Genomic DNA, 26865 nt, shown 5'->3' with positions numbered 1-26865 from the left:
CACACTAGAATGTTAACACATTAGAAAATATCATCGCTCTTATGGCCTAGATAGTTAGAGAAAGCCGCTTTAAAATCTTCGTTGTTTGGCAAGTCGTAGTATATGCCTTTCCCTCGACCAGCTCGTCCTATCTTTTGGATGTTAAAATTTGATAGTGTTTTCCCAACTTGGCTACGGGCTGTAGCTGGCGTAAGAGTTATGTTATTACTTTCAGCCCATAACGTGTATGTTGATATCAATTTACTTGCGTAAAGCCTAACAGCGCCATTGAACGGGTTTTCTTTATATAATTCCTCCCTAAAAAAGGAAAGTATTGGTGGCAGGCTTGAAAGTTTCTCCTCTATTAGTCCTTTAGTTGTCGGTGCTTTATAAGGGTTAAATGAGTTTATATCTATATTAAGTAGATGTTCTAGGAAGTAAGATGCTCCATCACCATCAATTAAATCATTTAATGCTTTGAAGTACTCTTTATCATCAACTTTATGTGATGAAGGTTCTAGCACTAGAAAGCGCCTCTCTCTTGTTCCTGCTCTTAATATTTGTCCATGGTTGCCAGCAAATATAAATCGTGCAAAATTTGGTACTGGTTCAGCATCAATGCCTTTTAACTCTAGACTAATCGTCGGCTCTGAAATGATACCTTTTGCTTTATCAAATACCGCCTTGCTAGTTAAGTCTACTTCATCACCAAAGATAAGCAGTTTACCTGCGATTACTGAATTAAAACGCCCGGTTAATTGGTAATGGCCATTGACTTGGTTAGAATTTGAACCAAGCATTTTTTTTAGTAACTTATATAGCGTACCTTTACCTGTTCCTTCTGCTGATTTCATTAAAATAGCAACAGAAGGTTTATCTGCCGGCTTCTGAAATATATGGGCTAGCCATTGAATAAAGTAGAGTGATGCGACACTATCACCGCCACACAAAACATCATGGATATGATTAAGTATTAGCGTCACGTTTCCTGGTAATGGGTCACAACCATACCCTTGGAATGTGTTGAAAAGTTTAGCCGGTGCTTTTGACTGATCAGGGTAATAGCCAATACCATCTGAATAAAATGATTTTTCAGCCCACTTAAACCAAGCTCGTCCTTGGTTCTTCCCTGCTATTTGAGCTGTATGCTCGAAGTAATTATAAAAGTCTTTGGGACTCTCAAAGGTCATTCTTTTACCATCAACAGAACAAGGCTTAAATATCATGATGCGATGTTTAGCGCCAATAACAATATGAGCATACTTCTCATTCATTTCAGTAAGCGTTTTAAGTTCACTTTCCGTAACAATTTGGCCATTTATTGTTGTAAGTTCAATTGGCGCCTCAATGATGGAAAGGTCAATTACATTATTCGTCATGATACTTCCTTGATATAGCAATTCTGTTCGTAATCATTCCAATCAGTTAACCCAGATAACTTTTCTTCAAAAGAGAATGGAGGGAATGATGCTTTAGCCTTGATAATGGATGCTGCTTGAATTGCTTTATCTTTGCCTGGGTTAATGCCCGTTTTACGCTCAGTTAAATAATCATCATCACCAGTGATTATAATTTCTATATCTGGCCAACGTTGGCGTGCAATTTTAGCAACGGACGCTAAGTTATTAGCATTCATAGCGGCAAGAACCGAACAACCTGTTATTTGATGGACGCTCATCGCGGTTGAAAACCCCTCAGCAATATATATCCTTGTTATTGGTTCGTTGTTCGATAGTTCGATCGGGCAGCACAGACCAGTAATCCTGCCACCAGTCATAAATCGCTTACTCCCATGTTGATTGATGGTTTGAATATTTATTAATGTTGCATTATCCAAAGAGTAATCAATAAGCGGGATAACCAGCAAACCATCATGGCAACGTATAACAGCAGGGGGGAAAATCCCCTTAGTGCTTAGGTAATTATGCTCGGTTACCTGTTTAGCATTCTTATACAATGCCAAAGCCTTTTTTGTTGCTTCAGTTTGTTTGACAGCTCGCACTTTTTTAGCTGCTTCGATCGACTTTTGAATGTCTATTCGATCTTGTTTATTTTGAGTGTGGCCATCAGGTTTCCATGTTTCAGTTATGCCAGTTTGCCAATCTCCCATGACTATTATAGGGCTCTCAGTAAAAGCTATATACCAACCATTTTTACCCTTGGGCTTTAGTTGTGTGCTAACACGATGAAGTTGCCCGTCACATTCTAAGCTACCAATTAACAAGCCAAAGCTTAGGGCAGCGCTTAACTGTTCTGAGTAACTCATGCTGCCTCCTTGTTTATTGCATATGCTAGTTTAGCTAAGCCTTTGCTAGTAACTCTTACTTGTGAGGTGGTTTTTATGCGGCTATAAGGTAACGGGATTTGTGTAACTTTATGTTCTAGTAACCCTTGGTTTATTTTATTTTGGAAAGCACTCCTGTCTTTATTGCCATTACGCTTATAAATCCATCTATTATCCTCAAGCCATGTAAATAAGTCTTTGGGCCTTAGTTGTAAGTATTTAGCTGTATCAGTAATGCATATGCTGCCATCTGAACTCGCGATTCTATCTAACGCTTCAGCTTTAGGACTTATTTCTTCGATCTTAGCTAGAAGCTTGATGTTTTCCTCTTCGGCCTGCATAGCTAATTTTAAAATATCAAGACGTGACATCTGTACAGGGTGGGCGGGTTTTAAGTTGCCATTTTTATAATCAGAAAAAACTTGGTTAACTTGTATATGAAATTTAGGGCTAATCCACTTCGCGTAACTGATAGCCAGTAACTCATGGGCGAAAGTGCCTGAGTTATTACCTCCTTTTATCGAGTTGATTGGTTTTTGAGCTAAGCCAGAATTCTGGCTTTGGGACTCAAACTCTTGAATTAACTCAATAGTTAACTGATTGGTTAGCCAAATTGACGGGCGCTTTGTATTACCCAAACCACTAGCTTTGTGCAACGCATTAAGGTTAAAGCGGTTTTGATCGTCAGTAATTATTTCTACGCCTGCTATAACAGGAAATTTAATAATATTCATGCTTCCACCTCGACATTATTGTGTGGCTTGTAAGTAGTGTTATTTATTTTGTTCATCACTTCCGCCTTATGCTGCAGATTGTTGGCGTTGAGTAACTAAGCTGATTACTAGTGCCTGTATGTCCCTTTTGTTTTTCCCTGCGACCATAGCTGACAGCACTGCTTGAATTTCAAATTCTATAAAACCTACTGCTCGTTCTCCTAAACTTATGCTTGGCACCATAGTTCCGTCATTAATTCGTAAATGAAGCGAGCTTTTCGATAATCCCGTTAATTCAAGGACTTCTGTTTTTCTAATAATTTTAATTGTTTGGCCAGTAATCATGATTTCACCCTTTGAAGATATATAATTGATACATTACTTTTCAGCCTTTTTTTAAGCGCAATAGTTCGCAACCCAATGGCTGGGTTGTATAAATTGAATGATTTAATTTATTAAAGGCAAAAAAAAGCCCCGTACAGAGACGGGGCTTAGGCTTGAAAAGGAATGTTAGAAACGAAAAAATCCGCGTAGCGTGAGCCAAGCGGATTTCTTCAACATGGGAAATATAGCACTAATTTTGGGGGGTCTGCAATACCTTATTGATCGTTATAGTATGATAAAAGACTAAAATAGAAATATAGTAAGTGCCTTTAGAGGTAAAATCAGCTATTAACAGCCCTTAAACCTCGGATGGAACTTGATAGACTAAAGTTCCCCGTGGCACTATTTTCAATATGCTCAGACCACCAAGTCATCATTGTGGCTCGACGCTTCAAGTAGTCAGCTCTGTTATAAGCACGCCTTACTTCATTATCATCAACATGAGCTAAAGCTGCCTCAATAACGTCACCGTCAAAGCCTTGCTCATTAAGCGTAGTACTAGCCAAAGAACGTAAACCGTGAGCAACTAGCTTACCTTTATAGCCCATTCTTTTAATAGCAGCGTTTGCTGTTGATTCGTTTGCGTGACTTCTAGGATCTCTATCTGCAGGAAAAATAAATTCTCGATGTCCGCTTATTGGCTTAATTGATTCGAGTAAATTTAGCACCTGTTCTGAAAGAGGTACGGAATGAGGGCGTTTCTTCTTCATTGTTTCTGCAGGTATATTCCAAAGTTGATTGTCAAAATCAATTTCTGACCATCGCGCTTTCACGGCCTCACCAGGTCTAACCATCGTATGTAATTGCCATTCAATTAAGTACCTTGTAACGATCTTTATACTGGCAACACTTAGCGATTGCATAAGATTTGGGAGTTCGTTAGGTTTGATTGATGGCATGTTTTGCTTTTTAGGTTTTTCAAATGCGGCTTTAATACCAATCAAAGGGTTTGAATAGATGAGGCCTGTATTTACTGCGTAGTTCATTATTTCGTTTAAACGTTGGTTAAGTCTTTTTACAGTTTCAAGGGTACCTTTTTCAGCAATAGGCGTGACAGCCTTGATAGCAATAGGTGCTGTTATTTCAGAAATAGGGTACTTGCCAAGTGAAGGTAATACATGTAATTCGAGTGACCGCCATATATCAGTTGCATAATCTGGTGTAACTTCACCTCTTTTGATCTCGAACCATCTAGTTGCAACACTAACTAAGGTGTTTTCTAAGCGTTCTTTCTGCTGAAGTGAAACCTTGTTTTTATGGTCTTTAGGATCAATATCCTTGGCTAGCAGTTCTTTTGATTTGGCTCTTAGCTTTCTAGCATCTGCCAAAGAAATGTCAGGATAAACACCAAGTGTTAGATTAGTTCGCTTTTTAGTAAATGGCTTGTAGTACTTAAAAATCCATTTTTTAGTACCACTTGGGTTTATCTTTAACTCTAAACCTTCACCGTCAAACAAACTGCTTACTTTAGCTTGAGGCTTAGCTTTGTCTACTTCAGTATTAGTTAGGGGTCTAGTTATTCTAGCCATTGAAAAATCTCCTTTTAGTACTACAAGTAAACAAGTTAGTACTTCGTAGTACTTAACATAGTACTAAACGATTAGGATATTATCAAACAGCACAGGACGCTATAAACCTCTGGTTCATTGTAATCACTTGTTTTTAGGCATAAAAAAAGACGCTAGGACGCGTCTTAATCTTCATAATTGGTGGAGCGGGGGGGAATCGAACCCCCGTCCAAAAAGCCTACATCCTTGGTACTACATGCTTAGTCGATTATTTGTTTAACCAATTAGACGCCAATCGACAGGCTTCGTCATGGTGAGCTTAATACTATTTCGCGGTTCAGCCTTAAGCGTGCTTCCCTCGCTATCCTATTTGGGGTGACCATCGATCCTCTAAACAATAGGAGAATTTTTGAGGCGATGGCTAGCCTAAGCGGCTAGTGCGAACGTATCGTCGTTTGCAATTATAGTTTTGCGGCTTTTTACCAGGCAAACCGCCCCTGGGCATGCACCTCGGGTTTCATGAATCTTGTCGAATCCTAGATCCGCCCCAAAGTTTTTTCATCTTAATTATAAACTTATTCAGTCTATAAAGCGCATTGTACAGCGCTTCTTTTAAATAAACAACGTGTTAATTGTTAACTTGTTATCGATCTAAATTCTTATTTTTCATTAATCGGCCTTTATCAACAGCCCATTCTCTGTCTTTGATATCAGAACGCTTATCATGGTCTTTCTTACCTTTACCCAAATAAAATTCGAGTTTGACCCAATTTGCTTTCCAATACATCGCCGTGGCAATTAATGAATAACCATCACGCTCTACAGCTGCGGTTATTTTCTCTAATTCACGTCGATTCAACAGTAACTTTCGGTCACGATTAGGTTCGCATACTACGTGACTAGAAGCAGCATTGAGCGGCATTATTTCAGCACCCAATAAATAAGCTTCACCGTTTTTTACGTGTACATAACAATCAGAAATATTAACTTTTCCGCTACGGATACTTTTAATTTCCCAACCCTGCAGGCTCATCCCACCTTCAAACTTATCAGTTAAAGAATAGTTATGACGAGCTTTTTTGTTTAACGCAATAGTATTGCTGTTTGATTTTTTTTTCTGTGCCATTATATTTCCATTTTGTTTGCCATCAAAAATAGCAATCGCAAACATTATACGGAGAATTATTGATATTTGAATGATTAATTTCAATTTTTCTGTTTAATGCCTTTTGCTCACGGCTTTGTTATCATTACCCTTTAAAGTTGAGGAAAATAAATGCCCGTAATTAGTCGCAGCGCTTTAGTGATGTATAGCGTTGACCAAATGTATCAATTAATTAATGATATTGTTGCTTATCCTCAATTTATTCCCAATTGTGGTGACAGTAAGATAATTTCTCAGCAAGGTAATGAAGTTACAGCTGCTTTGATGGTTTCGAAGGGGGTTCTAAAAAAATGGTTTACCACCAAGAATACCTTGATTGGTAATAATAAAGTGCAACTCGATTTAGTTGACGGTCCTTTTAAAAAGCTAACGGGTTACTGGCAACTTACTGAATTATCTGAAGAAGCTTGTAAGATTAGTTTGCATTTAGAGTATGAGTTTTCGAGTAAAGTATTCGATTTGGCATTTGGCCGTGTTTTTACAAGTTTGACCAATAATATGGTACAAGCTTTTACACAAAGAGCTAAAGAGGTTTATCATTCTAATGGTTGATAGCATAGAGATAGAGCAAGAACTTGCTCAACGTAAAATACAAATTGAAGTTGTTTATGGACTACCCGATAGACAAGAGCTATTAACGCTTTTAGTCGATGAAGGCACCTTGTTAGAGCAAGGTATTATCGTTTCAGGTATTTTATCTGTTTTTGAAGAAATAGACTTAACCGTAAATAATGTTGGTATTTGGAATCGAGCCGCTAAGTTAACAGATACTTTACGAGATTTAGATCGTATTGAAATATATCGACCTTTAATTGCTGACCCAAAAGAGGTTAGAAAGCGCCGAGCTGAAAAAGCAAAAGATGAAGGGCGTGCCGATAAAGTTACCGGTGGTCGTGTTGACCCGCGTCGAAATAAAGCAAGCTAAAAAAATCGCAAAGTTTAAAGTAAAAAAAACGGCTATTAAGGCCGTTTTTTTATGGGACTAAAATATTTATTAGTTAACCATAGGAACGTAAAAGTTGTCACCTAAGACAAAGTCACCTTCTGCGCTGGCTAATAATTCATTATCAAAATAGAGGATAAATTTCTTCTTAACGTTAAACTCTTCACTTCGACCTGATTTTAATAAGTAAACATAGTGCAATGTATCATTGCCAAAGGCATCGTTAACAACAGGGCTACCAAGTACAAATTTTACTTGTTCTTTAGTCATGCCAATTTGAAGCTTGTCGATATCTTTTTGTTCTAAAAAGTTTCCCTGAGGAATGTCAAAACGATAGACCCAGCTTGAGCAGGCAGAAAGAGATAGGGCAATAGTAATGGCTAAAATGCGAAATAACATGTTTTTTCATTTATCCTAATAAGTTCGAATGGGGATGATAACTAAGCCCGCGAAGAGATACAAAACTATTTTCAATTTATTTTGCACCTTTGTGCTTCAACTCAGGTTATTTACTTAACGCTAAAATTAATTTATTAACCGGCAAGTAACTCTTGAGCATTAGCCAAGCTGTTATCTGTTATTTTATTTCCCGCTAATAAGCGAGCAATTTCTTGGACTCTGCCATTAGCACTTAGTTCCGTTACTTTTGTTTCTGTAAACTCGCCATCGGTTAATTTACTGACAAATAACTGCTGATGCCCTTTGCAAGCGACCTGTGGTAGATGTGTTACACAGATAACTTGGGTGTTTTGTGCTAATTCTTGTAGCTTGCTACCGACCATTGCCGCTGTTGGGCCACTAATACCGACATCAACTTCATCAAATATTAAGGTCGGTGTGATCACCTTGTCAGCCAAAATAACCTGCATGGCTAAACTAATACGTGATAATTCGCCACCAGAAGCAACTTTGTTCATCGCTTCTAATTTTTGCCCTGGGTTAAGGCTAATGAGAAAGTTTATTTCATCAAGGCCAAACGGCGATAAAGCTTCAACATTAACTTGCTGTACTGATACGTCAAATATGCCGTTGTTCATATTGAGCTCTTTCATGCTCTGCGTGATTTTTTTACTGAGTTTTTTAGCCGATTTTACTCTTGATGTTGATAATGCCTGAGCAGATTGTAGGTAATGTACTTTAGCTTTTTCAATGTCTACGTATGCTGTATCCAGTCTTGAACCGTCAGAATTTATGACATGTAAGGCTTGTTTTATCTCTAAGTGTAACGTTGGCAAATGCTCGGGTGCCACTTGATGTTTTTTAGCCAGTTGAATGGCGAGCGAGTAGCGGTCTTCAATCATTTGATAAGCTTCTGGATCGAGTTCAAGCTTATCGTAGTAGTGCTTTAGTTCATCATTAGCATCTTCTACAAGAATAAGTGCTTCGCTCAAGGTGTTAGCAATATTTGCTAACTTAGGATCCATATGAACTAAATCATTCAATTGTTCGCAGTTGTTTCTTAAGCTGTCTGAAATATTGTGATTTTCGTTTTCAGATAAAGTTTGCAATGCTTTCAAAGTGCCGGTCAATAATGACTGACCGTTACTATGACGTTTGTAATCACTTTCTAGAATTTGAAACTCACCCGTTTGTAGTGAAAATTCGTCTAGCTCAGTCACTTGGTATTGTAATAACTGCAGTTTTGCTTCGCGTTGCTCTTTACTTTCTTGTAACTGTTTTAGTTCTGTATTGAGATTTCGCCATTGCTGATAGTAATATTGAACGTCGTCTAATAAGTGCTGATGATCGGCATACTCATCAAGTATTTTACGCTGTTGAGCTGGCTTAACAATGAGTTGGTGATCGTGTTGGCCATGAATACTTATTAAAAATTGTGCAATATCTTTAAGTTGGGCAAGCGGAACTTGGCTACCGTTAATGTAAGCCTTTGAGCGTCCTTCAGCTGATATTACTCGGCGTAAAATACATTCACAATCTAACTCAGCATCGAGTTCGTCTGTTAGAGATAGGCCATTTTTTTTAAGCCATTTTTGTGCGGAAATGTTTTTGTTTATATCAAAGGTTGCGGCTAACTCTGCTTTTTTAGTATTGGGTCTTACAACATTAGTGAGCGCTCTATCGCCTAAACATAAACCTAAGGCATCAATAGCTATCGATTTACCCGCACCTGTTTCTCCGGTGATGGTTGTCATACCTTTGCGCCAATCTATATCTAGGGAGCGCACAATGGCGAAGTTTTGAATGTTAAGATGTAAAAGCATGAGAAACCAATTTACTGTATAAATATGTATACCTGTTAATTTATACAGTAAAGTGGTTTTGTGCAAGTGTTAATCGAATAAAAATTCAACAGCTTGAATTTGTTAAAAATTAATAAAGCTTATTGCCCCAACTTAATTTACTTCGCAGTACATTAAAGTAGTCATGGTCTAGTGGATGAACTAATCGCAGCGTATATTCACTTTTTCTGATAATAACTTCATCACCTGGTAATACCGCTAAAATAACATGGCCATCACAACTTACTTGTAAGCTTTCATAGTTCTCATTGGCGAGTAATAATTTTATTTCACTATTGCCGTCGACGACTATGGGTCTACTGGTTAGGGTGTGTGGAAACATTGGTACTAAAGATAAGGCATTTAAATTGGGTGTTAAAATTGGACCACCTGCCGACATTGAATAGGCGGTTGAGCCAGTAGGTGTTGACACGATTAAGCCATCAGAGCGTTGGCTGAACATAAAGCTACCATCAATGTAAACTTCAAATTCAATCATGCTGGCTACTTTTCCTGCGTGTAGCACTGCTTCATTGACCGCACTGTTAGAGCTTTTTAATTTTCCGTGGCGATAAACTTCTGCTTCAATAATAAAACGTTGCTCAGCGCGCGACTCGCCACGTAAAATTTTCTCAAGTGGTTCAATTAATTCATCGGGCGATAAATCGGTAAGAAAGCCTAAGTTCCCTCTGTTTACACCAATAACACCGATATCAAAACATGATAAAACCCTCGCGGCACCTAACATATAACCATCACCGCCCACGACTATAGCCAGGTCAGCTTGTTCACCAATTTCTACTAGGGTACTAATCGTTAGATTATCGATATCGATTGATGGGGCAACTGAGCTTTCAATTAATACCTGATAACCTTGTCCGGTAAGAAATTGATAGAGCGCTGTTATTGTTGCGCCGGCTCCTTCGTGATTTGGTTTGCCTATTAAACCTATGGTGTTATAAATTTTGCTCATGTCTACGCAGTAAGTTGTTTGTATCTTAGGATTAATAATAGTTTCGCTGTATTTTCATGGCTTGTAAAGTTGACTTTTTTATAAATCATTTACTGACTACCATTTTGATTAAATTTTTCGCTTTCATCGAGATTTAAAAGATTTAGGGTTAAGACATTAATTGAAGAGAATGCTTATTCATTCGAAATTGATAATATAGGCTATAAGCCTTTTAAAGTGGAGCTTTAAGCGTTTTTAAACGATGGGATAACTGCAGGTAATTGCTTTTAAATAGAATGACTATATATAAAAAAATAATATTTGTTCTCAAAACGCTGACAAGCGCTCAGTAACAACAAACTTAATTAAATTGTATTTAAGCTTGAATCGTAGCAAGAAGTCCCCATAATTACCGTTATCAGATTTATATAACCTTTATATTGTTAAATATATTATTAGTTTATTTTGGAGCTTTCATGACTAATGAGTCAACAGAAAACAAAAATACAGCTGAAGCATCAACAGAAGCTTTAACGCCCGAAGAAATTATGGCGCAAGAAATTATCGACCAAGCTGAAGAGCAAGTCGAAGTTCAACATATTCATGCCCATGAAGTGATTAGTGCCGAGCAAGAAAAGATTAACGAACTTGAGTTAAGCCTTTCTTCAGCGCAAACCACTATCGCAGATCAAAAAGATTCTGTGGTTCGTGCTAAAGCAGAAGTTGATAATATTCGCCGCCGTAGCGCACAAGACGTCGATAAAGCACGTAAATTTGCTTTAGAAAAATTTGCTGCTGAAATGTTAGTGTCAGTAGACAATTTAGAACGTGCTTTGCAGAATATAGATAAAGAAGATGAAAACAACACCGGCATTATTGAAGGTCTTGAATTAACCCTACAAGGTTTAATTGCTTCGTTAGAAAAATTTGGCGTTAAAGGTGTTGATCCACAAGACCAACCTTTTAATCCTGAATTGCATCAAGCGATGTCTATGCAAGAAGTTCCGGGCGTTGCGCCAAATACCGTTATTGCTGTGATGCAAAAAGGTTATGAACTCAATGGCCGTTTAATTCGTCCAGCGATGGTAATGGTTTCTAAATCTGCTCCGGTAGTTGATACCACAGCATAAAAAATATCATTAAAAAAAGCGGTAAGAAGTTTCTATAAAACTTCTTACCGCTTTTTTGTTTTTAGCAGGCAAATAAGTTTTATTAGGGCGTTTTATCGTTATCGGTGAGAAACAACAAAAAAATCTTCACAAATAGCTAAATAATGAAATAAATTTACTTTTTTTCTTGGAAATTAGTTGAAAAGGATTTTACTGCCCCCACTATTTGTTTCATCAACAGGTTTATTAAAAAATCTTACTTTAATAAGCTTTATTTTAATTAGTATTCGGAGATCCTCAAGATGGGCAAAATAATCGGTATTGACCTAGGGACAACAAACTCTTGTGTTGCTGTACTAGATGGCGGCAAAGCACGTGTAATTGAAAATGCAGAAGGCGATCGTACAACTCCTTCAATTATTGCATACACAGAAGATGGCGAAACGTTAGTAGGTCAACCTGCTAAACGCCAATCTGTTACAAACCCAAAAAATACATTATACGCGATTAAGCGTTTAATTGGTCGTCGCTTTGAAGACGAAGAAGTTCAGCGTGATATTAAAATTATGCCTTTTGGTATTGTTAAAGCTGACAACGGTGATGCTTGGGTTACAACACGTGATAAGAACGTTGCACCACCACAAGTTTCAGCTGAAGTTTTAAAGAAAATGAAAAAAACTGCTGAAGACTTTTTAGGCGAAGCAGTAACAGAAGCAGTAATCACAGTTCCTGCTTACTTCAATGATTCACAACGCCAAGCAACTAAAGATGCGGGTCGTATTGCTGGTCTTGAAGTTAAACGTATTATCAATGAGCCAACTGCTGCTGCTCTTGCTTACGGCATGGACAAGCAAGAAGGCGATAAAGTTATTGCTGTTTACGACTTAGGTGGTGGTACTTTCGATATTTCAATTATTGAAATTGATGAAGTTGAAGGCGAGCACACGTTTGAAGTATTAGCGACTAACGGTGATACTCACTTAGGTGGTGAAGATTTTGATAACCGTTTAATCAACTATCTTGTTGCTGAATTTAAGAAAGACCAAGGTATGGATTTAACGACTGATCCTCTTGCAATGCAGCGTTTGAAAGAAGCAGCAGAAAAAGCTAAATGTGAACTTTCTTCAGCACAACAAACCGATGTTAACTTACCTTACATCACAGCTGACGGCAGCGGCCCTAAGCACATGAACATTAAAGTAACGCGTGCTAAATTAGAGTCTTTAGTTGAAGACATGGTTAAAGCAACGTTAATACCATTAGCACAAGCGCTTAAAGACGCAGACTTATCAGTAAGTGATATCAATGATGTTATCTTAGTTGGTGGTCAGTCACGTATGCCAATGGTACAAAAAGCAGTAACAGAATTTTTCGGTAAAGAACCTCGTAAAGATGTTAACCCTGATGAAGCCGTTGCCGCTGGTGCAGCAATACAAGCAGGTGTTCTTTCTGGTGATGTAACTGACGTACTTTTATTAGACGTTACGCCATTATCATTAGGTATCGAAACAATGGGCGGCGTGATGACGAAAGTTATCGATAAAAACACCACTATCCCAACTAAACAGTCACAAACCTTTTCTACAGCTGACGATAATCAAGCTGCGGTAACGGTTCATGTTGTTCAAGGTGAGCGTAAGCAAGCGTCTGCAAACAAATCTTTAGGTCAATTTAACCTTGAAGGTATCGATGCAGCACCACGTGGAACACCACAGATTGAAGTAACTTTCGATATTGATGCTGATGGTATTTTACACGTAACAGCCAAAGATAAGAACACAGGTAAAGAACAGAAGATTACTATTAAAGCTTCTTCTGGTTTATCTGATGAAGAAGTAGAACAAATGGTACGTGACGCAGAAGCTAACGCTGATGAAGATGCTAAGTTTGAAGAATTAGTTAAAGCACGTAACCAAGCTGACGGTCTAGTTCATACCACTCGCAAGCAAATTGTAGAAGCGGGCGATGACTTACCAAGCGAAGACAAAGAAAAAATTGAAACAGCATTAACTGAACTTGAAACTGAGATCAAAGGCGACGATAAAGAAGCGATTGAAGCTAAATCTCAAGCCGTTATCGAAGCATCAGCTAAGTTAATGGAAATTGCTCAAGCGAAAGCCGGTGCTCAAGAAGGCGCTCCTGAATCAGACGGCGCTGCGCCAGCTGATGACGATGTTGTTGACGCTGAATTTGAAGAAGTTAAAGAAGACAAATAGTCTTCAATAACGGAAAATATATAAGCGCTGGTTTAAACACCAGCGCTTCTTACGTTAAAAATCGTTATAAAATGCCATTGAAAATAGCTAACTATTTATAATGTCATTTTACTTAATTAATATCTAAAATTTCAACACCAGTTAAAAGAAGTCACTATGTCAAAACGCGATTATTATGAAGTGCTAGAAGTATCAAAAGATGCGTCTGAGCGTGATATCAAAAAAGCCTACAAACGTTTAGCGATGAAGCTTCATCCTGACCGTAATGCCGGTGATAAAGACAAAGAAGAGCTATTTAAAGAAGTTAAAGAAGCTTATGAAATTCTAAATGACGACCAAAAGCGTGCGGCGTTTGACCAATATGGTCATGCTGCATTTGAACAAGGTGGTCATGGCGGTGGCGGTGGTCATGGTGGCGGAGGCTTCGGTCAAGATTTTGGTGATATTTTTGGTGATATTTTTGGTGGTGGCCGCGGTGGCGGACGTCAGCAACGTCAACAACGAGGTTCAGATCTTCGCTACAACCTAGAGTTAAGTCTTGAAGATGCTGTTCGGGGTAAAACCTTAGAAATTAAAGTACCAACTTTTGTTAGTTGTGAGCCTTGTGATGGTTCTGGCGCTAAAAAAGGTACCAGTGCAAAATCTTGTACAACTTGTCATGGTCATGGCCAGGTACAAATGCGTCAAGGTTTGTTTGCTGTTCAACAGACTTGTCCAACATGTAGTGGTAAAGGTAAAGTTATTGCTAGCCCTTGTACCTCATGTCGCGGTCAAGGCCGAGTTGAAAAAACCAAAACACTTTCAGTGAAAATACCGCCAGGTGTAGATACAGGTGACAGAATTCGCTTGTCAGGCGAAGGTGAAGCTGGTGAACATGGTGCACCTGCAGGTGATTTATATGTACAAGCAAATGTACGTGATCATAAAATATTTGTCCGTGATGAAAACAACCTTTATTGTGAAGTGCCTATTAGCTTTACCACAGCAGCATTGGGTGGCGAAATAGAAGTACCAACACTTGAAGGTAAAGTGAAGCTGAAAATACCTAAAGAAACGCAAACGGGTAAAATGTTCCGTTTACGTGGTAAAGGTGTTAAATCAGTACGCAGCCACTCAATAGGCGACTTGATGTGTAAAGTTGTTCTAGAAACACCGGTTAACTTGTCTGGCGATCAAGCAGATTTATTACGTCAGTTAGACGAAAAGATGGGTAAAAGCACCATAAAGCATAGCCCTAAAGAGACCGGTTTCTTTGATGGCGTTAAAAAGTTTTTTGATGACCTGAAAAGCTAAAGTACTGCCATTCGATGAGCTAAAAGTTTGTTGAAATATAGACATTAAAAAAGCCACAAACTTGTTTGTGGCTTTTTTGTTTTTCTGGCTAATGATTAATGGCGCTTTACTCGCATAAGTAGACCACTGAGTAATACCAATAATAAGCCAAACAGACTGCCGCCATGAGTTTGTCTGATCTCGACGACTTCTATTACTTCGATGACTTCAGTATAAGCCTGGTCATACTCAGCACTTTCTAACGGCAGTGCGTATAACGCGTTACTGTCATCCGCACTGTAACTCGCAGCAATACCCTGATAACCGACTTGATATAAGTCGATTAACACATCGTAGTGATCACTTTCATAGCCAGACATAAATGTAGAAATAACTTCGTATTCATCGGCATCAGTGTCGCCTTCTATAAGAAAATTATCTGTGGTGAAATAGTGCTGCCAAGGGCCACCATTTTTACTGAGGTAGAGTAAAGCATACACTTCGGCGAGATGATTTTCGCTATAGCTATATACGTCTGCATCAAAAGTCACACTGAAAGTTTGATAATAGCCATCTCTGTCATAATCTTCTTGCAGAAAACTCGCCGCACTATAAATAGTGAACTGTTGATCATAGTGGTTACTCACTTTTTGTGTGGCTTCACCACTTTTTGCTTGTGCCGTGCTCTTGGCTTGATTATTAAGTGTAGAGCCTCTGATGTGAGCATTCGCTTTGCCGCTGACTTGATCGGATAGCTCGGCTAGCTTATTCGTTGCAATTATTTTTTTTCGCTGTGACTCAGTGATACTGTGTTTAAGTGCTCCTTGAGAAACACTAGCGGGTAAAACCTTTAATTCGCTGGCAGTGACATGAGTTAAAGGTAATATGCTAAAGGTTATCAATAACATTATTTTTTTAAGTGAATTCGCGCGAACTGACTTCGCTGCTTTATTATTTATTAACATAATATATCCTACCGGCTTTGTTTAGTGTTGCTATTAAAGCGCAGTAAAGATGAATGTAAGCTGAACACTTTATTGGTAAGCTTTGATATATCTGTTGATTTATCAGCGGGAACTCCAGTTAGCCCCACGTTATAAAATCTATATAGCGGCTTTAAAGGAATGTTCAGCTGATATTCAGTTGCCAAGGTTTATAATTTTAAATAAGCTATGGCTATGTATAGTTAGACTCACTTTTAACTTTGTCTTTGGAATAACCATGAAATTTGCTTTACCGTTAGTTTTTCTTTTTATCGCTACACTTTCTATTGATGCAATGGCTCAAGGAACGGGTGTATCAGCAAGTAATATGCAAAAAAATAATCAGCAACAGTTGAAAGTGAAAAGTAGTAAAGATGCCGCAAAATTAGCTAAAAGTCGTTTTGGTGGAAAAGTGTTAAAAGTTGAGAATAAAAAGTCGGGTTATCGGGTAAAATTAATTAAAACTGATGGTCATATCATTTCTATTTATGTTGATGCTAAGACAGGGAAGATTAATGGAGGGTGATCACTATGCGGTTGTTATTTATTGAAGACGATATTGCTTTACAGCAAAACCTATATGCCCATTTAACTGCCGCTCATTATCTAGTCGATGTGGCGAGTGATGGCGAAACAGGCTTATTTCAAGGGCAAGAATATCCATACGACGCTGCTATTATAGATGTTGGTTTACCTATAATAGACGGTATCAGTGTGATTAGATCTCTGCGTGAAAAAAATATCGACTTTCCCATTTTGGTGTTAACTGCAAGAGATAGTTGGCAGGATAAAGTGGCTGGCTTAGATGCTGGAGCCGATGATTATTTAACCAAACCTTTTCAAGCTGAAGAATTACTCGCCCGCTTAAATGCACTGATCAGACGTTCTGCAGGGCAAGCAAGTCCGTTAATAAAGAATGGCCCGTTAAGTCTTAATACCAAAAGTTTGCAGGTTGAAGTCGATAATAAGGCAATAAAGTTAAGTAGTTCAGAATATAAGTTACTTGAGTATATGATGCTTCACCTTGACGAAGTGACTTCAAAGGCAACACTGACTGAACATATTTATGACCAAGACTTCGATCTCGATTCAAATGTTATTGAAGTATTTATCAGGCGCTTAAGAAAAAAACTCGACCCAGATAATAGCTATGGTTTTATCGAAACGTTGCGCGGCCATGGCTATAAATTAAAGCGGTTAGATTAATGAGGTCACGTGGATATACCAAGTAAATGAACTCCTTAAAAGTTCGATTATTATTAAGTACGTTAGCGATGACGGTAGTGATGCTGCCTATTATTGGCTTAACCTTATCGAATGCCTTTGAACGGCAATTAAATGTAGCGTTGAAAAACGAGTTAAAAGCCTATAGTTATTCTATTTTTACTGTGGCAGAAGTTGAAAATAATCTCTTGTTAATGCCGGAGCTCTTGCTAGAAAACCAATTCAATATTAACCAATCAGGCTTGTATGCCTTAATTACCAAACGGTCAAAAGAAACGCAAATAGGCGCGATAAAAAACAAAATACTTTGGCAATCACAATCTCTGCTGACCTTGTCTCTAACGGCGGTATTGCCATCGCCTGATGTTGGGCAAACACTGATTTCAAAAATAAGCCTAGCGGACAGTCCTCATCTACTTTATAGCTTTAGTGCGAGTTTTTCTGATAACGGCCAAGACTTTGAAATAACACTGCATCTGATAAAAGACCAACAAGCCTTATTAAGCGCTCTCAATGACTTTGAAAAAACATTATGGGCATGGCTGCTGGCATTAATGGTTGTCTTTGTTTTTGTACAAATTGCCTGGTTATTATGGACCTTAAAACCATTAACTGTATTATCTCAAGAGCTTGAGCATATAGAAAAAGGCCAAAAGAAAGCCCTAGACGCCAACTATCCTCTTGAATTACAACCGGTGACTCAGCAATTAAACGCCTTATTGGCACTGGAAGAGAACCAACGAAAACGCTATCGTAATGCCTTGTCAGATTTAGCGCATAGCCTTAAAAATCCCCTGGCAGTTATTCAAAGCCAACAGAATATTTCAGCAAGCGCCAGTGAACAATTAACATTAATTAATAACATTATTGAACATCAACTTAAAAGAGCTCAAAGTGCCGGGCAGTCTTCATGGCACTTAGGTGTAAAAATTAAGCCCGTTGTTGACAAGCTAATCAGCACGTTAGCGAAAATATATCATGATAAGAATTTATCATTTGCCGTCAATGTTGATGCAAGTGCTATATTTAAGGGGGATGAAGCCGATTTAATGGAAATTTTAGGAAACCTTCTCGATAACGCCTGTAAAGCGGCTAAGCATAAAATTGCCATTAGCGTGATTAGTTCTGCAAAAATATTAACGATTGAAATTGCCGATGATGGCGCGGGTATTGAAGCGTCTCAACGGGATATTATTTTATCGCGTGGTGGCAGAGCAGACACCTATCAAGCGGGTCATGGTATTGGTTTAGCTATTGTTAATGATTTAGTCAGTAGTTATCAAGGCCAATTAACCATCAGTAACTCAACAATACTTAATGGTGCTGTTTTTACACTTATCTTTTAAACCCTTGTAGGCTTTGTTAACAAATAGCCGAGAAAGCTGTTCAGGTTACGTTCAGTTTAGTGTTGTTATCTTTGTGTTCTAGAATTAGTCATAAGGATTATAACGATGAAAAAAGTCACGTTTTTATTCAGCTTTGCTGCCTTAGTTAGCTTTAACTTGTACGCTGAGTACCAGCCTTCACAGCCTTCACAGTCAGCGCTTCAGCAACAAGTGCAACAAGAGCAGCCGCTATTTAGTGAAGCTGAATTAGCACAAATGCTAGCACCCATTGCACTTTATCCCGACAGCTTATTAACTCATATCTTAATTGCTGCTACCTATCCTATTGAAATAATCGAAGCCCATCGCTGGCTAAAGAAAAACACAAGACTAAATACTGAGCAAGTGGCTCAAGCGGTAAAAGATTTTAATTGGGATGCCAGTGTTAAAGCATTAGTGGCTTTTGAGCGTATTCTTAGCCGACTTAGTGAAGATTTAACCTGGACTCAACAGCTCGGTGATGCTTTTTTACAAGATGAGTCGATATTATTAGAAAGTATTCAACGGTTAAGAAAGCAAGCTCAACTTGCTGGAAACCTGGGTGAAATGGATAATATGGAGGTTAGCTATCAAGACAGTAATATTGTTATTGAAGCAAGAGAGAAGGAGATTGTTTATGTGCCGTATTATGATACACGCATGGTTTATGGTGCTTGGCATTGGTCATCTTATCCTCCTGTTTACTGGCAACCTCAGCGTAGTGTTTATGTAAGTCGCTCCAATCCCTTTTATTGGCATGCTGGCGTTCATATTTCGTTTGATTATTTTTTTAGTGCTTTTCATTGGCATAATCGCCAGGTGGTTGTAGCGAATACTCGTCGTTCTTCATATCGCTACTATGAACAGCGTCCTCGTCACTTAATTGCTAATGGTGGCTATGCTAAACGTTGGAGACACCAGCCCGTTCACCGTAAAGGTGTGGCTTATCGAAACAAGCATACTCGCGTTAAGTATAAGGACAAGCGAGTAAGGAGCAGCGAATCTAGCAATAGAAATCATGCTGTCGTGCACAATAAGCTACAAGGTAATACCAAGCGAGCGGTATCTACCATAAGGCACAAGCCCAATGAAAGCGCTCGACGAGTAAACCGTATCACTGACAATGCGACAAATACTTTTTCAAAACCTGTATCAAAACATGTATCAAAGCCAACAACAAGACAGCACAGATCTTATGATCAGTCTAAAAAAACTAAAGCCGAAAAGGTTTACCGAGCGAGCCGAACTGTAAAGAAAGAAAGGCCCAAACAGCTTGCCACTAAAATCGATAAGAAAAGTGCCAAGCAGCATACTTATCGTTCTGCTGATACTTCAATTAGTTCTAAAAGACAAGGTTCAAACAAAAAGCATGATAACCAAAGTAGGGTCGTTAAAACAAAGCGTTCAAAGACTGACAAGTAACGATATTAGTCACTTTATATTTATAGCGCTGTATTTTTATAACAAATTGGTTGAATGTTAATTCATTTAGCCTTTTTTTATAGATGGTTTATAATCACTTTTTATAATTAGACCAATCACTCGTGTTGGCCTAACGTCAAACACATTTTATCGAGCGAACTTTAATGAAAAGACTTTTACTTGTTTTACTTTCAATTATATTAAATTCAACCAGCTTTGCTAATGAAGAAGTTAAAGAGTTGCCACCAATAGACCCTTCATTTATGGGCGAACATAATATGGTCCTCTTTGTTCAGCGTTCTGCTATATATGCTTCGGTGATGACAACATATAATAGGCCGAGTAATGTACAGTTATTATATAAAATTGAGAATAAAGATTTAGCACTTTTGCAAACCGTACGTGATGGGCAATTAACGACGATAAAAGCCAAGCCTTTTAATTTGCAACGTTTGATGCGAGGCGAGGAAATGGTCATTATGGCTGATGTATACGCAGGGCATTTTTCTCGAGGGGGAATATTGGTTTATGAAAATATACCTTTGACCTTTGCTAAAAAATTATACGTTCGTGAACTTGACGATATAAAGGATTCTAGTAATCAGCAAGAGTATGACGTTGTCGATTTGAAAAAGAATTATAAAATTTATATTCATAAAATTCAAAAAGCACCTAGCTTTTCACATTTACTAAATATTGACGTAGAAGCAGGGTGCTTGCCACGTTTTCGTACTTCAGCAGCTGTGCCAAAAGAAACTGAGCTGCTGTATAAGTTCCTCAATTGTGGCACAATAAGTCCACTTTATTTTGAAAGCAAAGACTTTGAAAAATAATTATTATAAATAGAAGCCTTCTTTAAAACGAGGCTTCTAGCGTTAAAGCACTATCGCATAATTACTCAGACTGATTAGTCCTCATCATCAAAGTTGGGCAATACCCCACTGCGACTGTGTTCAAAAATAAGAGAGGTTTCTACGGTGGTTACTTCATCTCTTGAGGTAATTGCATTGAAGACAAACTGTCGTAAATGTTCACTGTCTTTAACTGACATATGAATAAAGTAATCATAGCTGCCGCCCATGTGATATAAGCTAACAATTTCAGGAAGTTTAAGTAAATCGTCGCGAAGGTTGTTAACAATATCTTCAGAATAGGGCTGCAAGCGAATAGCGGCAATGGCTTCTATATTTCCACCTAAACTTTTGAAATCAATCTCGATACAAGCGCCGGTAATTATATTTTTATGTTTCATACGCTTTACACGCTCTAAACACGTAGAAGGTGCCACCCCTATTTGAGAAGCTAACTCTTTATTAGTGATATCAGCATCGCGATATAAAATAGTTAAAATGCGTAAATCTATATCATCTAATTTTTTCATTATGGTAAGTCTTCTATTTATATAGTAAATTAACACTATACCGACTATTCTCTTATTAACCAATGCACTGTGGTTGATAATCAAACAATCGTCGAAAAAAACAATGCTTTTCCGAATATTCGTCGCTTAACTTTTATTCAGTTTATACTTAAGTGCTTTTAAATTAATTTCAATTACACTTTTATAAGGAGATAATGTTGTTAAATTTAGTTTAGCGACATATTATGTCTATGTTCCGATGTCATTACTTATAATTATAAAAATAAAAAGGCTTACTCTATGACTTTGCTTTGGATACCCTTGCTATCGTTACTTGGCAGTATTATTTCCTCAAGAACGGGAAAATTAACACGTAATCAATCAACTGCTTTGACGTTGTTAATGCCTATCATTGCATTATTGATGACGATTAGCTTAGCGCCAGCTATTTTTGCTGGCAAGGTTATTAGGGAAACAATCTCTTGGATCCCTTTACTGGGTATAGATATCGCCTTTCGTTTAGATGGCTTAGCGCTGTTGTTTGTATTTATGATCTTAGGAATAGGCATATTAGTTATCTTTTATGCCCGTTATTACCTCAGTAGTAAAGACTCTATGCCCAAGCTTTATGCTTATTTGATGTTATTTATGACAGCGATGCTTGGTATTGTCATGTCGAATAATATCATTCAGCTCTGGTTCTTTTGGGAGCTAACCAGTATTAGTTCGTTTTTGTTAATTAGCTATTGGTGGCATAAACCCGAGGCACGAAAGGGCGCAATCATGGCCTTAATCGTAACCGGTGGTGGTGGTTTAGCATTGCTGGCGGGTTTGCTTTTACTAGGTAATATCGTTGGTAGTTACAATTTAGATGCGATCTTAGCGAGCAGAGAAATTATTCAAGCGCATGCTTGGTATGAAATCACTCTAATTTTAGTCTTACTGGGCGCTTTCACTAAATCGGCACAGTTTCCTTTTCACTTTTGGCTACCTCATGCTATGGCTGCGCCAACGCCGGTAAGTGCTTATCTACATTCTGCTACTATGGTAAAGGCTGGGATTTTCTTATTAGCGCGTTTTTATCCTGCATTAGCGGGTACCGATATATGGTTTATTCTGGTGAGTTTAACCGGATTGACTACCATGTTACTCGGCGCTTATATTGCGTTATTTAAACATGATTTAAAAGGGCTGTTAGCCTATTCAACGATCAGTCATTTAGGGTTAATCACTTTATTATTTGGTTTGGACACTAAGCTTGCCGCTGTTGCTGCCATTTTTCATATAATCAATCATGCCATATTTAAAGCTTCATTATTTATGGCAACGGGTATTATTGATCATGAAACGGGTACGCGTGACATGCGGAAACTCAACGGTATGTGGCGATTTATGCCTTATACCGCGACGTTAGCCATGGTTGCTGCGGCTGCGATGGCGGGTGTACCGCTGTTAAATGGTTTCTTGTCTAAAGAAATGTTTTTTGCTGAAACACTGCATCAACAATTACTTGGGTCTATGTCTTGGCTTATACCTGTACTTGCTACCGTTGCAGGAGCATTAGCTGTGGCTTACTCAGCTCGCTTTATCCACGATGTTTTCTTTAATGGTGACCCTATAGATTTACCTAAACAACCCAGTGAGCCACCGCGTTATATGCGAGTGCCTATCGAAATACTGGTCGCTTTATGTTTAATCGTCGGGGTATTCCCTAACTTTATTATTGATGACATTTTAAAAGCAGCGTCTTTTGCCGTACTCGGTGGATATGTTCCTGAATTTAAAGTTGCGTTATGGCACGGTTTTAATTTGCCACTCTTGATGAGTGCTATAGCCGTAATCGGTGGTTTATTTCTGTATACCCAGCGACGTTATCTGTTTCAATTTCAGGCATCTATGCCTAACTTGAACGCCAAGAAGGCTTTTGATGACAGTATATATCTCATCACAAAGTGGAGTCAGCGAAAAATAAACGACATAGAAAATGGTTCTTTACAACGTTATCTAATGCTAATGTTTGTTTTTGTTTTAATCTTTGCTGGTTGGCCATTATTTGAAATGCACCAACTAAGCGGGGAAAAAGAATTGACGCCAATTGATCTTCATAACGCGATTGGCGCAGCATTATTAATGATTGGCGCAATAAGTACGGTGATTTGGTACCGCGCAAGAGTGGTGTCGTTATTAATGATATCAGTTGTTGGTTTAATGGTGTCTGTCGTGTTTACTCGCTTCTCAGCACCTGATTTAGCATTAACGCAATTAACGGTTGAAGTCGTCACTATTGTTTTACTGATGCTGGCCTTGTTTTTCTTGCCACAGCATTCACCCAAAGAGTCTAGCTCTTTACGTGTGGTACGCGATTTAGGGATCTCTGCTGCTTTAGGGGTTGTCGTCGCGAGTATTTGCTATGCATTAATTACCCGCCCACTTGAGTCAATATCAGAATTCTTTTTAGCCAATGCTAAAACAGGTGGCGGCGGTACCAACGTTGTTAATGTTATTTTGGTTGATTTTCGCGGCTTTGACACCTTAGGTGAAATTTGCGTATTAGGTATTGCTGCGCTGGGTATTTATAAGCTTTTAATCAACCTACCGTTACTTCTTCCTGTTAGGGATAGTGAAGGGCGACTATGGGCGAAAGAGCGTTACCCTATTTTATTAGCCAGTATTTCTCAGTCATTACTCCCCTTGGCATTAATGATCTCGTTTTATATTTTCTTACGTGGTCATAATCTTCCCGGTGGTGGATTTATTGCAGGCTTAGTGACCTCAGTTGCCTTTATTTTACAGTATATTGCACACGGCTCAGCCTGGATATCTACTCGTTTAACGATTAATTATCGGAAAATTATTGCCTCAGGAATTGCTATTGCGACATTTACTGGTGTGGGTAGTTGGTTCTTTGGTAGGCCGTTCATGACTACTTGGTTTGACTATTTCGATATTCCCATTATTGGTAAAATTGAACTTGCCAGTGCACTGATCTTTGATCTGGGTGTTTATATTACAGTTGTAGGCGCGACATTAATGATTTTGGCAAGTCTTGGTCAATTAGCTAGCGGGCCTAAAGAAGAGGTGAAAATTTAATGGAATTACTTTACGCATCCTGCGTTGGGCTTTTAGTGTCTTGTGGCGTGTTTCTAATCTTACGTTCTAGAACGTTCCCTATCGTATTAGGGCTAACGATGTTTTCTTACGCGGTTAATTTATTTCTGTTTTCATCTGGGCGGCTTAGCATCAATAATGCTGCGGTGCTTGGAACCTCTTCAGAATATACCGATCCATTGCCACAAGCTTTAGTGTTAACCGCGATAGTTATTGGTTTTGCAATGACTGCCTTTGTGGTTATTTTAGCTATCAGAGGGCGAGCAGATCTAGGCAGTGACCATGTAGATGGCCAGCCAGAAAAAGATAAAAAGGTAAACGTATGATCCAGAATTTGACCTTTTTACCGATTTTATTGCCGATACTCGCGGGTGTTATTTTATTGATGCCTCCCTTTGGCTCCAATAAAAGTACCCGAAGAGTGGCTTCTGTCGTACTCAGCGTTTTTACATTTGCCGTCTCATTGGCTTTACTACTCAAAGTCCAAGCTGATGGTACTCAGGTTTATGCTATCGGCGATTGGAGTGCACCCTTTGGTATTGTACTCGTTGCTGATCCCCTCTCGACATTATTAGTGTGTTTAACGACATTGCTCGGTGTTGTCTGTGTGTTATATGCGAGTGCAGGAGATGATGATAAAGGGAGTTTTTTTCATCCACTTGTACATTTTTTAATTTTAGGGGTCAACGGCGCATTCTTAACCGGCGATGCTTTTAATCTATTCGTCTTTTTTGAAGTATTACTTATCGCCTCGTATTCGTTGCTAATGCATGGTGGAGATAAAAAAAATACCCGAGTTGCTTTGCAGTACGTGATCCTTAATCTAGTTGGCTCAGCGATTTTCTTGATTGCTTTAGGGATTTTATATGGTGTATTAGGTACACTAAATATGGCTGATATGGCTCAGAAAGTAGCACTTTTACAAGGTGATGATGTTTACTTAGCCAAAATTGGTGGGATGTTATTATTGGTGGTATTTGCTTTAAAAGGCGCTTTGCTACCACTACATTTATGGTTACCTAATACTTATGCAACAGCAATACCTGTTGTCGCGGCATTATTTGCCATTATGACCAAAGTGGGTGTCTATTCAATGATGCGTGTTTATACACTTATATTTGGTGATGAAGCGGGCGAATTAACTCATATGGCGCAAAGTTGGTTGTGGTGGTTAGGGCTTGCTACAATTGCTATGGGCGCGGTAGGTGTTTTAGCCAGTAAAGATTTAAGAAAGTTAATCGCTAATTTGGTGATTGTGTCGGTGGGTACCTTGGTTGCATTAGTTGCGGTACAAACTATTGAAGCAACTTCCGCAGCTATCTATTACTTAGTGCACTCAACGTTGGTTACAGCAGCACTCTTTATTTTAGCTGACTTAATTGGTCGCCAACGTGGTGATGTTGCCGACCGTATTTCTGCAGGCTCTGCTGTTTCTCAGCCAAAGTTGCTTGGCGCTTGTTTTTTGATTGCTGCGATTGCGGTGATAGGCATGCCACCTTTGTCTGGTTTCATTGGAAAAGTATGGCTGCTTAAAGCAACTTTAAATGCTGAATATACCTTGGTGTTTTGGCCAATATATCTTTTTGCAAGTTTAGCTATATTATTTGCTGTGTCTAAAGCAGGTAGCACTTTGTTTTGGCATCATCATGCTAAAATAACCACTGATACAAAGCAAGAACGTGTTCATCCAGCGCAATTAGTCGCCTTGCTTATTCTCATCTCTGGTGCGCCATTAATGACTATTTTTGCTGGACCATTAAGTGAGTATGCCATTGGTGCAGCTACCCAGTTACATGATTTTAATAACAACATTAAACTTATCCTTTCAGGAGGACAGTAATGCGATTAGAAACACGATTTAAATGGCTACCCGCTCCTTTAATGAGCCTGGTACTGTTTACTGTCTGGTTGGTGTTAAATAACAGCTTGTCAGCAGGGCATATTTTCTTAGCCACTACTTTAGCGATAGTCATTCCTTTGGTGACTAGCCCGTTTAGAACAAAGCAACCCATCATTATTAAGCCTGGTTTAGCGTTGCGCCATTTAGCGTTGGTTTTATATGACATTATTACGGCCAATGTTCAGGTTGCTATTTTAATATTAGGGCCCACTAAAAAACTAACACCTGGGTTTGTTAAAGTACCATTAGACTTAACACACAGTTTGCCCATTACTATTTTGGCAAGTACTGTGTCATTAACGCCAGGCACTGTCAGTGCGGAAGTGTACCCTTGGAGAGAAAGCTTAAGTGAAGGTGAAAAGCTTGAACAACAGTTTTTGCTAATACACGTTTTAGATCTAAAAGATGAACAGGCCTTAATAAAAATGATTAAACAACGTTATGAAGCGCCTCTTAAGGAGATGTTTCAATGTTAGAAACTGTAATTTCAATTGTTTTTGCTATGATAGGTTTGTCGTTATTATTAAATGTATGGCGCTTATTAATGGGACCTTCTATACCCGATAGAATACTTGCACTCGATACGATGTATATCAATACAATCGCATTGATCATTTTATACGGTATGAGTATGGGCACTGCATTATATTTTGAAGCAGCGCTGTTAATCGCTATGTTAGGATTTGTTAGTACTGTTGCGGTATGTAAGTATTTGCTGCGTGGCGATATTATAGAGTAA

26 protein-coding genes and 1 other RNA gene are annotated in these 26865 nt (G+C 38.5%); 15 read left to right on the top strand and 12 right to left on the bottom strand.

The window, feature by feature from the left end; genetic code table 11:
* Positions 1-20 precede the first annotated feature (20 nt).
* The 7 genes from H4J56_RS13835 to smpB all read right to left on the bottom strand — a co-directional run bounded on the left by H4J56_RS13835 (position 21) and on the right by smpB (position 5994).
* Positions 21-1358, bottom strand: a complete 1338-nt coding sequence (locus tag H4J56_RS13835) for a DUF5906 domain-containing protein (protein ID WP_182259485.1) — start codon at positions 1356-1358, stop codon at positions 21-23.
* Complete coding sequence (locus H4J56_RS13830; RefSeq protein WP_182259484.1) at positions 1355-2245, bottom strand: toprim domain-containing protein; 891 nt, start codon at positions 2243-2245, stop codon at positions 1355-1357. Before H4J56_RS13830 ends, H4J56_RS13835 begins: the two co-directional genes overlap by 4 nt.
* Complete coding sequence (locus H4J56_RS13825; RefSeq protein WP_182259483.1) at positions 2242-2997, bottom strand: phage antirepressor KilAC domain-containing protein; 756 nt, start codon at positions 2995-2997, stop codon at positions 2242-2244. The genes H4J56_RS13830 and H4J56_RS13825 overlap by 4 nt, the downstream gene beginning before the upstream one ends.
* Before the next feature lie 66 nt (positions 2998-3063).
* Positions 3064-3321: an AlpA family transcriptional regulator gene (locus H4J56_RS13820; protein WP_182259482.1), complete on the bottom strand. Its 258-nt coding sequence runs from the start codon at positions 3319-3321 to the stop codon at positions 3064-3066.
* Positions 3322-3641: 320 nt separating this feature from the next.
* A complete protein-coding gene (locus tag H4J56_RS13815; protein ID WP_182259481.1) occupies positions 3642-4889 on the bottom strand; it encodes an integrase domain-containing protein in 1248 nt (415 codons plus the stop codon).
* Positions 4890-5067: 178 nt separating this feature from the next.
* Positions 5068-5417, bottom strand: a transfer-messenger RNA (tmRNA) gene (gene ssrA, locus H4J56_RS13810).
* Positions 5418-5511: 94 nt separating this feature from the next.
* Positions 5512-5994 carry an SsrA-binding protein SmpB gene (smpB, locus tag H4J56_RS13805; protein ID WP_070377008.1) on the bottom strand — a complete coding sequence of 161 codons (483 nt, stop codon included), beginning with the start codon at positions 5992-5994 and terminating at the stop codon, positions 5512-5514.
* Positions 5995-6144: 150 nt separating this feature from the next.
* Here smpB and H4J56_RS13800 point away from each other — a divergent pair, with 150 nt between their 5' ends.
* Positions 6145-6585, top strand: coding sequence for an SRPBCC family protein (locus H4J56_RS13800; protein WP_070374314.1), 441 nt, complete (start codon positions 6145-6147; stop codon positions 6583-6585).
* Positions 6578-6958, top strand: coding sequence for an RnfH family protein (locus H4J56_RS13795; RefSeq protein WP_182259480.1), 381 nt, complete (start codon positions 6578-6580; stop codon positions 6956-6958). The genes H4J56_RS13800 and H4J56_RS13795 overlap by 8 nt, the downstream gene beginning before the upstream one ends.
* 69 nt (positions 6959-7027) lie before the next feature.
* On the opposite strand, the gene H4J56_RS13790 is transcribed toward H4J56_RS13795, so the two are convergent.
* The 3 genes from H4J56_RS13790 to nadK all read right to left on the bottom strand — a co-directional run bounded on the left by H4J56_RS13790 (position 7028) and on the right by nadK (position 10189).
* On the bottom strand, positions 7028-7375 hold the full coding sequence (locus H4J56_RS13790) for an outer membrane protein assembly factor BamE (protein WP_070374311.1): 348 nt from the start codon (positions 7373-7375) through the stop codon (positions 7028-7030).
* Between the two features lie 134 nt (positions 7376-7509).
* Positions 7510-9198, bottom strand: coding sequence for a DNA repair protein RecN (gene recN, locus H4J56_RS13785; RefSeq protein WP_182259479.1), 1689 nt, complete (start codon positions 9196-9198; stop codon positions 7510-7512).
* Between the two features lie 109 nt (positions 9199-9307).
* Complete coding sequence (nadK, locus tag H4J56_RS13780; RefSeq protein WP_070374309.1) at positions 9308-10189, bottom strand: NAD(+) kinase; 882 nt, start codon at positions 10187-10189, stop codon at positions 9308-9310.
* A gap of 455 nt (positions 10190-10644) precedes the next feature.
* Between nadK and grpE the strand changes: the two genes are divergently transcribed.
* The 3 genes from grpE (at position 10645) to dnaJ (ending at position 14786) form a co-directional block, all read left to right on the top strand.
* Positions 10645-11298, top strand: a complete 654-nt coding sequence (gene grpE, locus H4J56_RS13775) for a nucleotide exchange factor GrpE (RefSeq protein ID WP_182175999.1) — start codon at positions 10645-10647, stop codon at positions 11296-11298.
* A gap of 281 nt (positions 11299-11579) precedes the next feature.
* Positions 11580-13493, top strand: coding sequence for a molecular chaperone DnaK (gene dnaK / locus H4J56_RS13770; protein WP_070374307.1), 1914 nt, complete (start codon positions 11580-11582; stop codon positions 13491-13493).
* 156 nt (positions 13494-13649) lie between these two features.
* Positions 13650-14786 carry a molecular chaperone DnaJ gene (gene dnaJ, locus H4J56_RS13765; protein ID WP_070374306.1) on the top strand — a complete coding sequence of 379 codons (1137 nt, stop codon included), beginning with the start codon at positions 13650-13652 and terminating at the stop codon, positions 14784-14786.
* 95 nt (positions 14787-14881) lie between these two features.
* Here dnaJ and H4J56_RS13760 read toward each other — a convergent pair whose 3' ends face one another.
* The gene (locus H4J56_RS13760) at positions 14882-15730 is read right to left on the bottom strand and encodes a choice-of-anchor H family protein (protein ID WP_182259478.1); all 849 of its coding nucleotides are present in this window, start codon (positions 15728-15730) and stop codon (positions 14882-14884) included.
* A gap of 256 nt (positions 15731-15986) precedes the next feature.
* Here H4J56_RS13760 and H4J56_RS13755 point away from each other — a divergent pair, with 256 nt between their 5' ends.
* The 5 genes from H4J56_RS13755 to H4J56_RS13735 all read left to right on the top strand — a co-directional run bounded on the left by H4J56_RS13755 (position 15987) and on the right by H4J56_RS13735 (position 20591).
* Positions 15987-16274 (top strand): PepSY domain-containing protein, encoded by a 288-nt coding sequence (locus H4J56_RS13755; protein ID WP_182214025.1) that lies wholly within the window; start codon positions 15987-15989, stop codon positions 16272-16274.
* Positions 16275-16279: 5 nt separating this feature from the next.
* On the top strand, positions 16280-16954 hold the full coding sequence (locus H4J56_RS13750) for a response regulator transcription factor (protein WP_070374303.1): 675 nt from the start codon (positions 16280-16282) through the stop codon (positions 16952-16954).
* Positions 16955-16980: 26 nt separating this feature from the next.
* Positions 16981-18318 carry an ATP-binding protein gene (locus H4J56_RS13745; RefSeq protein ID WP_182259477.1) on the top strand — a complete coding sequence of 446 codons (1338 nt, stop codon included), beginning with the start codon at positions 16981-16983 and terminating at the stop codon, positions 18316-18318.
* A gap of 105 nt (positions 18319-18423) precedes the next feature.
* Positions 18424-19758, top strand: coding sequence for a DUF3300 domain-containing protein (locus H4J56_RS13740; protein ID WP_182259476.1), 1335 nt, complete (start codon positions 18424-18426; stop codon positions 19756-19758).
* A 164-nt stretch (positions 19759-19922) separates the two neighbouring features.
* Complete coding sequence (locus H4J56_RS13735) at positions 19923-20591, top strand: hypothetical protein (RefSeq protein ID WP_182259475.1); 669 nt, start codon at positions 19923-19925, stop codon at positions 20589-20591.
* Positions 20592-20665: 74 nt separating this feature from the next.
* On the opposite strand, the gene H4J56_RS13730 is transcribed toward H4J56_RS13735, so the two are convergent.
* Positions 20666-21139 carry an Lrp/AsnC family transcriptional regulator gene (locus tag H4J56_RS13730; protein ID WP_070374299.1) on the bottom strand — a complete coding sequence of 158 codons (474 nt, stop codon included), beginning with the start codon at positions 21137-21139 and terminating at the stop codon, positions 20666-20668.
* A 279-nt stretch (positions 21140-21418) separates the two neighbouring features.
* Here H4J56_RS13730 and H4J56_RS13725 point away from each other — a divergent pair, with 279 nt between their 5' ends.
* The 5 genes from H4J56_RS13725 to H4J56_RS13705 are packed head-to-tail and all read left to right on the top strand — an operon-like array spanning position 21419 to position 26865.
* Complete coding sequence (locus H4J56_RS13725; RefSeq protein WP_182259474.1) at positions 21419-24208, top strand: monovalent cation/H+ antiporter subunit A; 2790 nt, start codon at positions 21419-21421, stop codon at positions 24206-24208.
* Positions 24208-24552 (top strand): Na+/H+ antiporter subunit C, encoded by a 345-nt coding sequence (locus H4J56_RS13720; protein ID WP_070374297.1) that lies wholly within the window; start codon positions 24208-24210, stop codon positions 24550-24552. Before H4J56_RS13725 ends, H4J56_RS13720 begins: the two co-directional genes overlap by 1 nt.
* Positions 24549-26066: a monovalent cation/H+ antiporter subunit D gene (locus tag H4J56_RS13715; RefSeq protein WP_182214016.1), complete on the top strand. Its 1518-nt coding sequence runs from the start codon at positions 24549-24551 to the stop codon at positions 26064-26066. Before H4J56_RS13720 ends, H4J56_RS13715 begins: the two co-directional genes overlap by 4 nt.
* Complete coding sequence (locus tag H4J56_RS13710) at positions 26066-26602, top strand: Na+/H+ antiporter subunit E (protein ID WP_070374295.1); 537 nt, start codon at positions 26066-26068, stop codon at positions 26600-26602. The genes H4J56_RS13715 and H4J56_RS13710 overlap by 1 nt, the downstream gene beginning before the upstream one ends.
* On the top strand, positions 26596-26865 hold the full coding sequence (locus H4J56_RS13705) for a K+/H+ antiporter subunit F (RefSeq protein ID WP_182176009.1): 270 nt from the start codon (positions 26596-26598) through the stop codon (positions 26863-26865). The genes H4J56_RS13710 and H4J56_RS13705 overlap by 7 nt, the downstream gene beginning before the upstream one ends.

Source organism: Colwellia sp. BRX8-4, assembly GCF_014077345.1.
Lineage (GTDB): Bacteria > Pseudomonadota > Gammaproteobacteria > Enterobacterales > Alteromonadaceae > Colwellia_A.
The sequence above is the reverse complement of the archived record's forward strand: the minus strand, read 5'-3'. Positions and strand labels throughout refer to the sequence as shown.